This is a genomic window from Thalassobacterium maritimum (assembly GCF_031127805.1).
GTDB lineage: Bacteria > Verrucomicrobiota > Verrucomicrobiia > Opitutales > Coraliomargaritaceae > Thalassobacterium > Thalassobacterium maritimum.
Genome location: NZ_JARXHW010000001.1, coordinates 18,036 through 33,770, shown reverse-complemented (window position 1 = coordinate 33,770; position 15,735 = coordinate 18,036). Strand labels below are relative to the sequence as shown.

Annotated in this window: 6 protein-coding genes and 1 pseudogene; 6 read left to right on the top strand and 1 reads right to left on the bottom strand. The window is 44.8% G+C overall.

What is annotated here, in order from left to right; all coding sequences use genetic code 11:
* Positions 1-39 precede the first annotated feature (39 nt).
* The 3 genes from QEH52_RS00115 to QEH52_RS20665 all read left to right on the top strand — a co-directional run bounded on the left by QEH52_RS00115 (position 40) and on the right by QEH52_RS20665 (position 3,622).
* Entirely contained in the window at positions 40-549 is a 510-nt protein-coding gene (locus QEH52_RS00115) for an HNH endonuclease signature motif containing protein (RefSeq protein WP_308947855.1), read from the top strand.
* On the top strand, positions 546-2,141 hold the full coding sequence (locus tag QEH52_RS00110) for an Eco57I restriction-modification methylase domain-containing protein (protein ID WP_308947854.1): 1,596 nt from the start codon (positions 546-548) through the stop codon (positions 2,139-2,141). Before QEH52_RS00115 ends, QEH52_RS00110 begins: the two co-directional genes overlap by 4 nt.
* A 341-nt stretch (positions 2,142-2,482) precedes the next feature.
* Positions 2,483-3,622, top strand: coding sequence for a TniQ family protein (locus QEH52_RS20665; protein ID WP_425609272.1), 1,140 nt, complete (start codon positions 2,483-2,485; stop codon positions 3,620-3,622).
* A gap of 231 nt (positions 3,623-3,853) precedes the next feature.
* Here QEH52_RS20665 and QEH52_RS00105 read toward each other — a convergent pair whose 3' ends face one another.
* Positions 3,854-4,429 (bottom strand): hypothetical protein, encoded by a 576-nt coding sequence (locus QEH52_RS00105; RefSeq protein ID WP_308947853.1) that lies wholly within the window; start codon positions 4,427-4,429, stop codon positions 3,854-3,856.
* 83 nt (positions 4,430-4,512) lie between these two features.
* On the opposite strand from QEH52_RS00105, the pseudogene QEH52_RS00100 reads away from it, so the two are divergent.
* The 3 genes and pseudogenes from QEH52_RS00100 to QEH52_RS00090 all read left to right on the top strand — a co-directional run bounded on the left by QEH52_RS00100 (position 4,513) and on the right by QEH52_RS00090 (position 15,705).
* A pseudogene (locus QEH52_RS00100) lies at positions 4,513-5,692 on the top strand (IS3 family transposase).
* Between the two features lie 610 nt (positions 5,693-6,302).
* A complete protein-coding gene (locus QEH52_RS00095; protein WP_308947852.1) occupies positions 6,303-9,434 on the top strand; it encodes an Ig-like domain-containing protein in 3,132 nt (1,043 codons plus the stop codon).
* A 19-nt stretch (positions 9,435-9,453) separates the two neighbouring features.
* Positions 9,454-15,705: an RHS repeat-associated core domain-containing protein gene (locus QEH52_RS00090; RefSeq protein ID WP_308947851.1), complete on the top strand. Its 6,252-nt coding sequence runs from the start codon at positions 9,454-9,456 to the stop codon at positions 15,703-15,705.
* Positions 15,706-15,735 lie beyond the last annotated feature (30 nt).

Sequence of the window (15,735 nt, the reverse complement as noted above, 5' to 3'; positions counted from 1 at the left end):
ATTAGGGTTTTTGCTAGATATCAGAGTTACAAAACTAATTTGAGGAATGATTTTTCTCAGCATTGTGGATATTGCGATGATGATGATTTTTACTCTGGTGGTTCGAGAGGGTATCAGATCGATCATTTTAAACCGAAATGTTCTTTTCCGGATGATGTAAATGATTATGATAATCTAGTATATTCATGCCCGTACTGTAATCGCTCCAAATGGGATACTTGGCGAGAAGAGGATGGCTTTATTGATCCATGTGAAGACGGGTATGATGAACATATAATAAGGCGTGACGATGGTTCCATTGGATATGAAGGGAGTCGCGGTAAATTTATCTTCGAGGAGTTGAATCTAGGCCTTAAGCGTCACCAAATCATCTGGACTATTAAAAAGCTCGAGTCACAGAATAAAAAGTTGGCTGAGTGTATCGAGGAACTAAGAGATTCTAGTGATAAAAGAGATAGCTCCGGTCTGTATCTTAAAGTGCTGGAGCAGTTTTTTGAGACACAGCAACGAATCAAAAATTATTTATCTCTATTACGAGAGTCACAATGAGTAAAATTACAGGAGCTTATTATACCCCTAGCCATATTTCAGATTTTATGGTTAGCTATTTGTCTGACTTTATAAATTCAAGTTGTAATGCAATTCTTGAACCTAGTGTTGGTGACGGTAGTTTTTTGAGAGCTTTGTCCGAGAGTAATTCTTGTTCGACCGAAAGAGTAGACCTGACGATTGTTGAGCTAGACAGTGAAGCTATCGAGTCGGCTTATGCTATCGCAGCAGGTAGAAATGCTTTTAGATCCGTCGTTAAACACAACGGAGACTTCTTGGCTTATGAGCCAGCTCCTGGGAATACTTATTCTTTGGTTCTAGGTAATCCGCCTTACATTAAGAAGAAATTTCTTGATGAGGAGGTTTTAGGGCGGGTAAAGGAGTGTCATGCAAAAGCTGGTTTAGGTCTAACCAATGTTAGTAATATATGGACAGCATTTGTCCTAAAGTCTGCGGAGCTATTAGATGAACATGGAGTTTTGGCTCTAGTTCTTCCGGCGGATCTGCTTCAGGTGAAGTATGCCGAGAAACTAAGAGTTTTCCTTGAAGAGCGATTTCAGCGCTTAGAGATTTTTGTTTTGAGCATACGAGATTTTACGGGGATTGAGCAGCAAACTTTATTATTATTCGCATACAAGATACACGATAGCGCTGGGACCTTTTTCTATGAAGTAGAGGACTTTGAAGCTTCACGCATTCGTGAAATCTCTTCCAATGGATTAATGATAAGTCAGTCAAAGTGGACACACTACACTTTGAGTTCTGCTGAAATTGGCTTGCTAAATCGCATTAATGAACGACTCCCTCGTGCTTCAGATTTTATTACATCAAGGCCTGGGGTTGTGACGGGAGCGAATGATTTCTTTATACTGAACGAGCAAGAAATAGCTAAGCACGGTGCAATGGCGTACAAGGTTCCTATTTTAACTAGGAGTAGCAGTTTGACGTGCGGGGGAGATTTTACCGCGAAAATGTTTGATGAAATCGTTAGGGATGGAGTCCCTAGTTATTTGTTAGATCTAAATAAGAAGAATCGGCCTAATTCTAGACTGGATGATTACTTGAGGCATGGAGTCGATCTTGAATTGCATGAGCGCTACAAATGTAAGAAGCGGAATCGGTGGTATAATGTTCCTGGAGTTAGCGAGCCCGCAGATGCCCTGATCTTCAAGCGCATACATAGCATGCCGAAATTAGTAAGGAATCTTGCACGGGTTCAGGTGACTGATTCTGCATATTTAGTTAATGTAAGACATGGCGTAGATGTGAGGAGCTTTATTGCATCATTCTACAATATAATCACACTAATATTTACAGAGTTAATGGGCAGAAGGTATGGAGGCGGGGTCCTTGAGTTGACGCCATCTGAATTTCAGAGCCTTCCAATGCTCTATCGTCATTTTAAGGCTAAGGACTATCACAGGCTTTGCGGGCAAGTAGAGTTTTCTAGAGCCGGGGCGACTAGTCCTCATAATATCGATTTTTATGATGGGTTGGGTTTATCCGCGAGAGAGTATGAGTCGCTGCAGAATATTTATTTGAAGCTGAAAGCGGTTCGACTTCCTGAACTGTTAGTGAAGTCTAAGGGTTAAGCTGTTCGTATTCTAGATGAACGTTCTGGAGCTCAACCTTCAGCATTTTGTCGGACGGATTGAGCTTCAGTCGTCGATGATAAGATCACATTTAGTGGAACTTTTTTAATTTCAGCGTCGGAGGCGGCTGGTCCAACTTTACGTCCCCAGCTCCATATGGCGTTGTTTCGCGCGGTAATTATGCCCGGATTCATGATGTGATCACTAAATCGGACCTTGCAGAATTACCCTAGACCGCTTGTGTGCAATTACTTAATTATCGCAATTTTGTCGCCTAGTTATAATTTTCTTTGAAGAGAATTAATTTGTAGTAATCCGACTAGGTTCTCTCGGGCTATGTCATGAAAAAATACTCCCGCAGGTTTTGGTCGGCGCAATTGCCGTTGCGCCCAGATCCTCTTGAAGATGAGTTGTTAACTTCATGGATTGTTAGGGTCGCAAAGGCTTACCGGATGAAAGTTCAAAGCTTCTGTCACGATTTGTGGCCGGGGGTGAATATCTGGAATCGCGACTTTGATTTAAACCCGAACTCTCATGTTTTGGAGAGCTGGGCATTCCTGATGTCCGTGCCATTAGAGGTAGTCCTTAAGACTACTTTTCAGAGTAGTCCTTGTGTCGCAGATTCAAGATTGCGGCTTAGGAACTCAATATTGCCGCTGGTGAAGTATCATCGGGTCGGTCGGTCGAACGGTTTACAGTATTGTCCTGTGTGCCTTGCCGAATCTGAACACTATAGGCGGTATTGGAGATTCGCATTTGCAGTATGTTGTCCCCGGCACCAGTGCTGGTTGCATGATTCCTGCCCAGACTGTGGATCGCCAGTCCATTTTTATCGTAAAGAAATGGGACATCGAAACAAAGTAAAGATCGGTAGTCTCGCAAACTGCTATAACTGTGGCACTAATCTTGGCTTATGTGTAGAGCAAATGAGTGGTGATGGCGTGATTTCGGACGAATTGTTACGGCTTAGTCATCTAATTGAAGATGCTTTGGCTGTCGGGCAAATACGATTTCATGGTGGGCATTGGCTCTACTCGGAAGTGTTTCTGTCGGGGTTGGAGGCCTTGGCGAAATTATTTGTTACCAATTACCGTGACTACGGAAGTAAAATCCAATTAGAAATGCTGCAGTGTGGACTGTTTCATCCTGATTGTGAAAAGATTGCAGCATTTAGAGGTCTCGGCCTTACGCGGCTGCCATTGAGACTCAGGCGCACGGTAGTATCCGGGGTCGCAGCATTGGTTATGGACACTCAATGGCCTGAACGCTTTTCGAGTATCTGTGATGCCGTGAAACTCTGGCCGTCTGTGCTGACTAAAGATAGAGACTATGTTCCCTTTTGGGTGTGGAAAGAAATGCGGAAGTTTAGCGTTGTTTATAGTCCATGGAGGAATGAGACGCCGAAGCATTCAAGATATAGCTCCTATTCGGCTATGGTGCGCTATCATGAGTCGAGGGTGAGCAAGAGAGTTGACAGATGACATGGCATTTTAAGGATCGTAACATGAATTCTCAAAGATCAGCGTTATCTCATGACCCAAGGGTTGCGGCCAAACATGTCGCTCGTCGATTCGCTAAGATGAGTTCGAAAGAAAAAGCGCAAACACTTGTGGACGCAGGGATAACTACCCCGACTCACCGGGTAAGAAAGCCATATCGAGCTGTTTTTGCCTATATGGATCAAATGGAGCGCGAGTAGTCGCGATAATCCCCTATCTCTTTAGTCGAATTAAGGTCAGTTTTCCATCAATGAGTTTTCCGTAAGCTCTTTGAGAGAAATCCAGGCAGTAGCAACGTCCCTTCTGCATTTCGTTTTCAGATGTAAGGCGTGTGTGGCCTACGATTTGTGGCAGCTCCAGTTCATCATCGAACTCTTTGCGCCAATCGAGCCAGAGAGGACCACCATACTCTGATTCTCCGCCCCTCACTGTGCCACAGGAGAAAAAAGCATTTTTCTCTTCTGAGGTATGCATGTTGTTCCAGGCAGACTGCCAACCCATACAGAAGAGTTCATAGCTGCTTGCCAGTGAATCTGTTTTGCGCCAGAATCTTCGCTTAATGCCGGCATGTGAAAACAGCCATCCATCAAATAAATAAGCTCCTTTCAGGCTTTGCCAGAATGTCTCATCCCATATGCCATTTATGATTCGAGCACGCTCAACCTTATAATCATTACTCGGCCCATCGTTTAGGGAGAAGGATAGCTCTTTGTTGAATTGGTTGCTGCCATTGATGCAGGCTGGCCGTAGCGCGTAATATGGTAAATCATGATTTCCGCACAACAACACAACTTTTTGCGGGAAGCTCTTTTGGAGGGCTTGTATGGCGCATACTATCTCGAGTGGTGTTTCGCTGGAGAGCTGGCCCCGAAATGTTGGACAGGTTGCTTCACCCGACTAAGGTAAAGCAACGAATGAAAAAAAGACGTAAGTTCACATCAGAGTTCAAAAGCAAAGTGGCGCTTGAAGCGCTGCGTGAGCAGCAACCGGTCCACGAGATCGCTAAGCGTTATCAGATCCATCCCACGCAGGTGACGGAGTGGAAGAAGGCGCTGCTCGGCAATGCCAGCAGCGTGTTCGAGAGCGCGAGTTCGAAGCACGAAGAGGCGTTCAAGCAGAAGCTGAAGGAAGACCGTTTATACAAGCAAATTGGCCAGCTCCAGGTGGAGGTGGATTTTTTAAAAGACAGTTGTGACAAGCTCGGTATCAGTATCCCGGAGGATGAGCTTCGTTGAGAAGGGATCGACGATGAGTATCACGAAACAGTGCAAGTTGCTGGCGGTTCCGCATTCGAGCTACTATCACAAGCCCAAGCGTCAGATCTGCCGGATGGACGAGATGCTGATGCAGGCGATGGATCGGCTTTATATGGAGGATCCTGTTCTGGGGAGCCGCCGCATGCGCGATGCCTTGCAGGAGCTCGGCTACCATGTCGGGCGCAAGCGTGTGCAGCGGCTGATGCGGACGATGGGGATTGAGCCGATCTACCCGAAGCCGCGCCTGAGCATTCCGGGCAAAGGCCACAAGAAGTATCCGTACCTGCTGCGCAATCTGGAGATCAACCGGAGCAATCAGGTCTGGTGTACCGACATCACCTACATCCCTCTCGGAGACGGCCACGTCTACTTGACGGCGGTGATGGACTGGTCGAGCCGCTATGTGATCAGCTGGAGGCTCAGCAACAGCATGGACGAGGCGTTCTGCGTGGAGTGCCTGGAAGCAGCCTTGGAGACCGAAGGCACCCCGGAGATCTTCAATAGCGACCAGGGCAGCCAGTTCACGGGCGAAGCCTTTACCGGCACGCTCAAGGCCCATGGTATCAAAATCAGCATGGACGGAAAAGGCCGGGCTTTGGACAACGTCATGATCGAGCGGCTCTGGCGCACGGTGAAGTATGACGACATCTATATCCGCGGCTACGAGACGATGTCCGAACTGTATCAGGGCTTGTCTGCGTTCTTCCGAAAATACAACTCCCGCAAGCATCAGAGCCTGGGCATGAGTCCCGAGCAAAAGTATCGCGCTGGACTCAACATGGAGGACGCCGCGTGAGAAACTATTGTCCACCTCTGCTGCCGTCGCTCCGCTCCGGCCTTGCCGCTACGCGGCACCCCTTCGGGGACGGCCTCCACGGAGCGACGGCAGCAGCCTCCCAACCACAACCTCAACCAACAACCTTCCAGACTGGACTTCCCTCCGAAGCTCCTCTGGACTACATCTAAACCATCACTGCAACCTGTCCAAGGTTTGGATCCACCTCAGTGTTAAATTTTCAATCAATGGGTTAAGAAAGCTTACAAGGAAATGCGAGGGGAGAATGAGCTTTCTCTGGTACTTTAATAAATTATTTATGCGTTAGCGTGTTGGTTAGCTTGTTTATTAAATTAGTAGGCTAGGTAGAAGTGTGTAGGTGCTTCTTTGGTAGCAGGATGTCAATTATTGCCTTTAGCTTTGTATGCTGGTGGATTTGTGGTTGTGCTAATTTTTGGGAGTTTTTCTGGCTAATCCTAAAGTGTTTGTTTGTGGCTTATCTGGGGTATATACATACTTCGTTTTAGGTAGTAAGCCTAGTTTTTTTTACTACTCTAAAAAGTGAAATTTATTTTTCTTGTGTTGAGCGGAATATAGTTCAGGTATCAGAGGAAATGAAGAAATTTGCCCTATGAAGAAGAAATATTTCACTAGTTTATTTAGCGTGACTCTTTTGTGCCTAGTTGTATGCGGTGATTCCTACGCTGGTGGAAGTCAGTTCTTGTCCATTAGTCAGCGGTCAGTGGAGCATGACTATATAAATTTGAAGGACCACGAGTTTGAGGGGGTAATAACTGGAGGTGAGCAGTCGGTCGGGCCATATCAGAATGCAATTTATATTGAGCCGGATGATGCGAAGAAGAGTGGTTTGGTTTCCACTTCAAGTTTGAAGATGAACCAAATGGCGAGTATGAGCGTCGTTGATCTTGCAGCTACATACGGGCATATGACGTTGACTGATTGGTATGCATTTAATTTTGGATCTCCCGAAACTCAGGATGCGCTCGATTATTTGCTTGAAGTAGACCTTGGAAATATCACGTCCGGAATATCAATCAGCTCAGCGGAAGCTCACACATTGCGTCAGGATTTACTGGGTTTGTTGTCTTTGCCTAACCGAGTCATAATAAATGGAAATCTGTCTGCGCAAGGCCTCGATTTTACTGGGATTAATTTGCAGTATCAGGATTGGCGCCCTTACTTGTCTGACCTTACTGCAGCACAGTTTTTTGATGCTGCAGAGTCTATTACGAATATACGTGGTCAGTACGCAGGTATTCAGGGGGCATTCTTGCCAAATGTGACATTTACTGGAAGTGAGGATTTTTCACAGATTAGCCTTGCTTACGTTTGTACTGTTAACTTTCAGGGCTTTACCCAAAGCCAAGCTATTGCCTCCTCGCAGACTAAAGGTGGCGTAGTTGGTACTGTATTTACACCTGCTCAATATAGTGGTTGGATCTCTTCAATTGTATCGAATTCTGCGACAATTTGCTATATTGCCGGCTGGGACGGGAATGGAAATTGGTATGGTGTCTTGAATCAATTGTGGGATTTGAATGCGCGAAATGTTACATATGGTAGTAGTGTCCAAAAGAATCCAAACCAGTTCATTGAAGGTGTGTATCCTGGTGGGGCAAATGTTTGGACTTACGTGCCAGACTGGTGGAAGGCTCGGATTATTCTTTTTGATTCCTATGACTATCTCGTTGATTATCCAGACCTACAGCCTGGTGATGATTTTGATGGTGATGCAATTTCTAATTTAGATGAGTTTTTGGGGGGGACAATTCCCTTTTCTGCCGCGGACCTAGATAGTGATGGCGTGCCCTACGATTGGGAATTCTACTGGGACTCTGAGGTGTCAGTTTTTCCTTCGCCTTTGGTGAGGACTTATGATTGGGGCGGGGAGTACACAGAAACTCTATACGTTAATAATCCTGGAGGGGCCTCTGCTAATTTTTCTGCTGCTACTACAGGTTCCAGTTCAATAGGTTACTCTTGGGAGGATTCTATTTCAGGAAGTATTGCATATTCGTGGAGTGATATTAGTGTAAGTGGAACTCAAATTTCATCCCTATCAAGCATTGATGATGGCATTGCCGCAGTGACACTTACACAGTTTGAGTTCCCGTACTATGGGCGAGAATATTCGGAACTTTGGGTATCTAGTAATGGATACCTGAGTTTTAAGGCCTTGGCTAGTGACGGGACGAACCAGGGTTTGCCTTCGGTTGCTTCCCCTAGCGGTATAATTGCGGCTTATTGGGATGATTTAGACACGGCACTTGGAGGTGATATATACTACAAGGAAGAGGCTCAGCGTTTGATTGTACAGTATGAAGCAGTAGCAAAGGACGATGGTAGTGGAGTGAACACGTTTCAAATCATACTGAATGCTGATGGTAGCATTGAGTATCAATATAAGCAAATGAATGGCGACCTTGATGAGAATACAGTGGGGATCCAGAATGTTTCTCAAAATCAAGGCTTACAGTTGAGGTACAATAGTGATCCTTCAAATCACGTCACACTTCAGAATGGATATGCTATTCGCTTTAATGTGACTAAAGAATTGTTCAGTTTAAGCCCTACCAGTGGCTCAGTGTCAGCTGGTGGTACAACTGCAATTACTGCAACAGTCTCACTTGATAATCTACTGCCTGGAGTTCATTATGGATCAATAGATTTCAGTCATGATGGATTAGGTGCCTCACCATGGATTGTTCCGGTTCAGGTTTCTGTACCCTTTGCGAAGCTGACTGAGCCGCCTTCAGGATTTACTTTGTGGGAAGGCGAAGATTTGTCAGAAGCAGGCACGTTTCTTCGTGCTAAGTTGGTTGATGCTCCTGATGATGTCGATTATGTTGAGTTTAGATATGCTGATACTGTGATTGATTCTGATTCATCAGCGTTGAATGATGAGTACTCAGTTGATTGGGAAGATGTTCCTGCTGGCGCTCACTGGGTTTATGCCCGAATGGTTCTTGATGACGGTGGTATGGATGATTCGCAGGCTATACTGATTTTTGCGATTCCAGATGCCGATGAGGATCGGCTGGATGACCGCTGGGAGCAGTATTTCTTTGGTGGGCTTCAAGAGGACCCGCTTGGGGATTATGATAGTGACGGTGCATCGAATTTACATGAGTATGAAGCTAATTTTGATCCAACTAACTCTTCTAGTACCCCATCGAATATTCCTTCTGTGATCGAGTTTACTAAACCTTCGAGTGCTATATCCGTGCTTCAGGGCGAAACGGTTAAGTTTGAGGTAAATTTTAGTGATGTCGATTTCGGTTCGGATAAAATTGAGTTTTATGTGGGTGGAAATCTTATTGGTGTAGATACCAGTGTTACTACATCGGCGAGCTTCGAATGGGTAGCTTCGAATGTTGGAGCTTTTGCCATTACTGCTATATCAATTGATCGCTATGGTGCTGAAACTAGTGAAACACCTGCTCATTTAGTTACGGTACTTGCTGATTCAGATAGTGATGGAATGTCTGACGACTGGGAGTTGCTGTTCTTTGGTGATCTGACGCGTGATGGGCTTGGTGATTTTGATAGTGACGGAATTCTAGATCGTTACGAATGGCAATTTTCTACGGATCCATCTGTTGATGAAACCTCTTTAGGCGCCGGAAGCGCAGATGTGACAACCTATACTTACGATGCCGTTGGAAGGCTATTGGAAATGGATGGTAATTATAGCTTAACGTATACTTTCGATGATGAAGGTAATCTAACTTCTGCTAATTAATTTGATGAGTTTTATACCTATGAATATTTTAAAAGAAACTAGTTTGCTTGTTGCTGCATTGATCGGCTTTAGTGTTTTGCCTTCTCAAGGGAATCCTCTTTGGGAAGATGTGAGTCGTGAAGGTGTGGGCATTGTGGGAGTCGGTTCAGTTGAGGAGGCTAGCGCTAATAGTCTTCAGGAGGAGAGCTCCACGTCATTTCAAATGATGTCATTGACTGTTCCTGAGTCTATTAGTGCTGAGGTGCAAAGCCTTGCCGATGCCCTTGAGGGCGATCCTGTAAGAATTTTTAATTACGTTAGAAATAATATTGATTATGAGGCGTATCATGGACTTCGAAAAGGTGCCTCATTGACTTTACTTGAGGGGGCTGGTAATGATTTTGATCAGTGTTTGCTTCTCGGTGAATTGCTCACTGCTTCCGGGATCACTGATTATTCATACATATATCGTGGGCAGCGAGTTGATTACGATTATTTAGTCGATTGGATAGGTCTCGCTGATGAACCATTCCCGGGAGAAACTTTTATTGATGCATACGGTCAGGCAATAACGGATGCTTATCCTGGTGGACAAGATAATGGGGTTGGTGATTATGTGGCTAAACGCGCTACGTTCGCTGGTACATTATTGTCCTCGAGAGGGTTGGACGGATATAATGGTAATGTTGCTGTTTGGTTTCCTGATTTTCCTTCGACAGCAAATGTTGTGATTAAACGTATGTATGTTGCTCTCACTGTTGGTGGCACAACATATGACTTAGATCCATCATACAAGACTTACGAAACGATTGATGGTGTTGATGCTCTGTTGTCATCTGCCGGTTATGACAGATCCCAATTGTTGACCGATGCTGGAGGCAATGCTGGAGCTGGGTATATTCAGAATTTAAGCAATACGAATATTAGTTCTTATCTTGATACACTTAGTGCTGATTTGGTTCAGGAGCTTGAGGATGAGTACCCTGATATCACTTTTCGTGAGGTGATTAGTGGCCGTCGGATATCGATTGATAATATTGAGAGCCTTAGTGAGGCGTTTCCATTACCTAAGGTTTTCTTTGGTAGTGCCACTACGTGGTCGGATATTACGCAAATTCCTAATTCATTAAAAACTAAAGTGCGTTTTCAGGTCAGTGGTGGTATCGACGCGACTCTATATACTTCAGAGCTTGAAGGTAAAAAGATAACACTGGATTTTAGTGGCAACACTGTAAGATTGCGGCTGGACGACGGAGCCCCCATTGATACTGCAACTGTCAGTGGAGCTACGTTTGATATGACCGCAACGGTAACGCATCCGGGAACTCTCGGAAGCAAGTCCGAAACGAAGACCTATAAGAAAAATGACGGTTTTGCTTATGCTATCATTTATGGATTCGCTCCATCTGGGAGACTTTTGCAGAAACGCTATGATCAGCTGAATGCATATCTTGATGATGGAAAGGCTGATGACTCTAGAGAAGTTCGCACAGAGCTTTTGAATATTATGGGACTAACTTGGATGTATCAAACCGAGTTGTGTAATAGTATTCTGGCTTCGCAAAATGATGTGCTGCATGTTGCACACCATAGATTTGGCCGAATGTCTCAAGAGGAGGGGTTTTATGTTGATGTTGGACTTCAGCTTAGTTCTAGCGTTGCGAGCGATGGTGTCTTTGATGATGGTCGTAGAGATAATGTTTTTCATTTGGGGTCTCTTTTTGCGAGTGCGATGGAGCATGGTATCATTGAGCAAATGCAGCCAGGTTCGTCGGCGATCTCTACTGTAAATATTCTGCGTAAAGCAAATGCAGATGGACAGCGTCTATATTTGACCGATTCGACAAATTGGAACACTGGAACTAATGTAAAGAGTAAACTATCTGGATATTCTTCGTCACTTAAGGGAGAGTTTCAAGATTACATCCTCAATGATGACGCGAAGATGTTTCTTCCTAAGAACTTTGGTGTCAGCCAAGATCAGTGGTCGGGTTCTGGATGGGTAATTCGCTCCCCTACGCAAGCTGGTATGATTATTAGTGGTGGTTACAGTGGAGGATATTCAACAAATTACGGTTATGTAAGTTCTCCCAATATTTCCACGAGTAGCTATTATAACCCTACTTACACATATAATCCTCCGTCAATTCCGGCTATAAAGCCATATGTTCCACCTAGCTACACTACGCCCAGCTTCTATGGTAGTGATCCTGTCGATATGGCTACAGGTGCATTCACATTCTCCCATACTGATTTGGAGACTGGTGTGGATCCATCGCCCCGGGGGTTGAGTTTTGCTCGTCATTACTCTAGCTCTGGAAATGATCGTGATCGGCAGAACTTGGGATACGGTTGGACTCACATGTTTCATATGCGGGCTGCTGAGCGTACTGCGATAGAAGAGTCGCTTGGGCTTGGTACATATCAACAAGCGGCATCAATATTGACAGCAACGCTTGTTGCTTCGGACCTGTATCGGCACTCCGCGAGCCCTAAGGAGTGGGGAGTGTCAGCGCTAACTGTAGGATGGTATTTGGATAGCCTGATCAATAATGCTGTTTCGATCACCATTGGGAATAATTCATTTCAGTTCATTAAGCAACCGGATGGGAGTTATGAGCCTCCAGCGAGTTCAACGATGCAGCTATCAAAAGATGGTGGCGGTAATTATGTCCTTTCTCGACAGCACGGAAACTCTATTTATTTTGAGCCGACTCAAGATGTAGATGATGAGTCGTTGCGTGTGGAGCGTATTGAGGACCCAGACGGAAATGTGATGTCATTTGAGTATTATGCTGATGACCGAATCAATTATGTTGAAGATGCTTTTGGGCGTCGATATACTATAACATATTATACATCAGGTGTTAACATAGATCGGATTAAGAGAATAACTGATTCCACTGACAATCGGTTTGTGGAATATCGTTATGATTCTGAGGGTAACCTTGACCGTATAACTGACCCAGAAGGTAAGTACTTCTACTTTGATTATGAAGTGGCTGGAGATCCTTCTGCTACAGTAGCTTCAGAGCATCGTATCGTGCGTATGCGCAATCATGATGATGAGACAATAACTCAGAACGTATACGACGAGCTTGGGCGAGTTGTAGAACAGTATTTGCATGGTGATCAGAGTAAGACATGGAAGTTGAGTTATACTGGTGTCGAGAATTACGAAGAGGATCCCGAGGGCGGGATTACAACCTACTTTTATGACGAACGGGGGCGATCTACTGGTAAACTCGATGCCGAAGGGAATCTGAGCACTTGGGTTTATGATGGTCAGGATAGAATTGTTCAGAAAATATCTGCTGAAGGTGAAACTACAAAGTACTACTATGATAATGATCATAATCTGATTCAAATCGACTATCCTTTAGGGGGCGGTAGTACGATCAATCAATACGACAGTTATAATCGGCTGGATCTCGTGACTGATCCCGACGGAAATGAGACGGATTATGTTTATTTTAGCAGTGGTGTAAATTCTGATAAGAACCGTCCTGAATTTGTCATTGATGAAGAAGGAACGACTGCTTTTGAGTATGTTGCTAGCGGTGCCGGAGTCGGACATGTGTGGAAAGTTACTGATGACGATGGTTTGACGACAGAGAATGCGTATGATAGCTATGGTCAGCCAGATTGGACTAAAGCTCCTGGGGGTTATCAGACCGATTTTCAATACACTTCACGTGGAGACTTGGACTATTTGGTTGATCCCAATGGAACGAAGACTGATTACAGCTATAACGCACGGCGTCAGGTTACACAGGTTATTTATGACCAAGGCGGTGCTGACGAGGCTACTGAAGATCGGCAATATGATAATATGGGGAATCTTCAGAGTATTATCCTGCCACAGGATAATGATTCTCAACGAGTGAAGCAGACCTTTGATTATTCTCCGACGGAAAAGCTTACGCATGAGTTTTTGAGTAATGAAACTGCGTCAGAAGGTGATGATCAAATTGGTGAATATGTTTTAGACGGACGGGATTGGATTACGCAGTCCTACGATGCAGAAAATCGTGAAACTCTGACTGTTTATTACAAGAACAAGGAAGTAGAGCAGATCGTCCGTCCAGGCGCACGTTCTAGTTCATTTGGATTCGATGGAGATGGCCGTTTAATCGAAGCCATACGTCCTGGGAGTGCTGCTAATAGAGAATATGAGTACGAGTACTCAGTCTCTGACATGCTAATTGGGGATGTTACTGATGGATACCCGAAGGAGGTGTTTACTGATGCGGATTTAGAAGCTGTCACGAAAGAATATGATAGAACAGGTAATCTCCGCTTCTATAAGAACAAGCATGCCGAAGTCTTCGAGATGCGTTATGATGGTTTGGGGCGCCCTACGCATGTCATAACTCCTCTAGATGCGGATAACAGTCGTGCACATGTTACAAATTATACTCATAGAGGTGCGCCATTACTAGTAACAGAGCCGTCAGGTCAAACTGCGTCCTATGCCTATGATCCTACTTCTGGCCGTTTGAGCTCCATCGCATATAGTAATGGTGCGGTTACCGAAACGGTTAATTTTTCAGAGTATGATGGTAATGGAAATATCGAGGAAATCTCGGAGGGTGCGGATACGATACAACGTGATTATGACGCTTTAAATCGTGTTGTCGAATATACCGACGTAAACGGAAACAGTATCGGTTATCGTTATTACGACAGTGGTAATATTGCGAAAATCATCTATCCAGGTGGTAGTGAGTCTGGAGTTGGGCACGTGGAATATACGTACTGGAAGACGGGCCGACTAAAGCAAGTGATCGATAAACTTGATTCGGTTTCCTCTCCACGGATAACGCAATTGTATTGGCATGCTGATGGGCGTTTGGATCGATTGGTTCGCCCAAATGGTACTGAACGCCAGATCCAATATGATGCCGCCGGTCGCCCTCAGATCGTCGAGGAGTTTTCAGCGGCAGGCCAACTTATCGCCCTCTATAAAAATAATTATTTCCCGTCGGATGAATTAGAGTGGATATACCAATTACCTCAGTCGCAATCTTCTGCTGCGCCATCGGTGGTTAACTCGATGACGTACAATGAAGATAACCAGTTGGCGACATTTGAGGGGCAGAGTGTGACTCATGATGCCGATGGTAATATGACTTATGGTCCGCTACCTGATGGGACTTTTGCAACATATGACTACGATACCCGTAATCGATTGGAGAGTGCTGATGGTATTAGTTACAGTTATGACCCTGAAGGTGAGCGTAAGGCTCTTAGTGGTAATGGTAGTAGTGTTAGCTATGTAAATGAGAACAATCTTGGCCTTAGCAAATTGATTCAACGAACTAAGGATGGTCAGACTGTGCGTTATGTTTGGGGAGTTGGATTACTCTATGAAGTAGATGGTAGTGGATCTGCAACGTATTATCATTATGATAACGTTGGTTCGACGATTGCATTGTCGAATGATGCAGCGCAAGTAATCGAACGCATCGAGTATTCCCCCTTTGGTGCACATACTTATCGGCAACGTACCTCTGGCTTTGAAGGGGCGTTACATGATACCCCGTTCCTTTGGACAGGCTTTTTCGGTAATCAGACGGATGAAAATGGGCTCGTTTACCTTCGTAATAGATATTATAATCCGACTACGCGTAGATTTGTGAATAGCGACCCAGCACGTGAAGCATGGAATTGGTATGCTTACGCGGGGGGGAACCCCATGTCTTTTGTTGACCCGACTGGACTTGGATTAAGCAGTGCGTTGGACTCCGTTCAAACAGGTCTTAGCTTTCTTGGATTAATTCCAGTCGTTGGAAATGTATTTGATGTTGTTAATGCTGGAATTAGTGCTGGTCGAGGTAATTACGCGGATGCAGCATTAAATCTTGCAGCGTCATTGCCTGGGGTTGGTCAAGCAGCAACTGGAGCTAAGTTTGCTGGTGTGGGTTTTGGTTTGACTAAATTTTCTAAAGCCACAAACACGCTAGCAAGGAATGTGGACAATGTCCCAGCATCCTTGCTCAGAGGAAATGCAGATACTTCGGTATACTTAGGACTTAGAAATGGTCAGCCCGTTTATACGGGTATCAGTAAGGACATTGCTAAGAGACAAGCGCAGCATGGTGACAGGTTTGTTCTTCAGAATATTACAAGCGATCCATTGACGCGAAGGCAGGCTAGAGCAATTGAACAAGCTCTCATAAACCGAAATCCAGGTTTTGAGAATAAGATCAATTCAATCAGTCCTAAGCGTGATTGGTATCAAGAAGCCGTTAATTGGGGCGAGTCATGGCTCCAGTCGAATGGATTCTAGAGATGAATTTAAATGTGCTTCGTAAGAAAC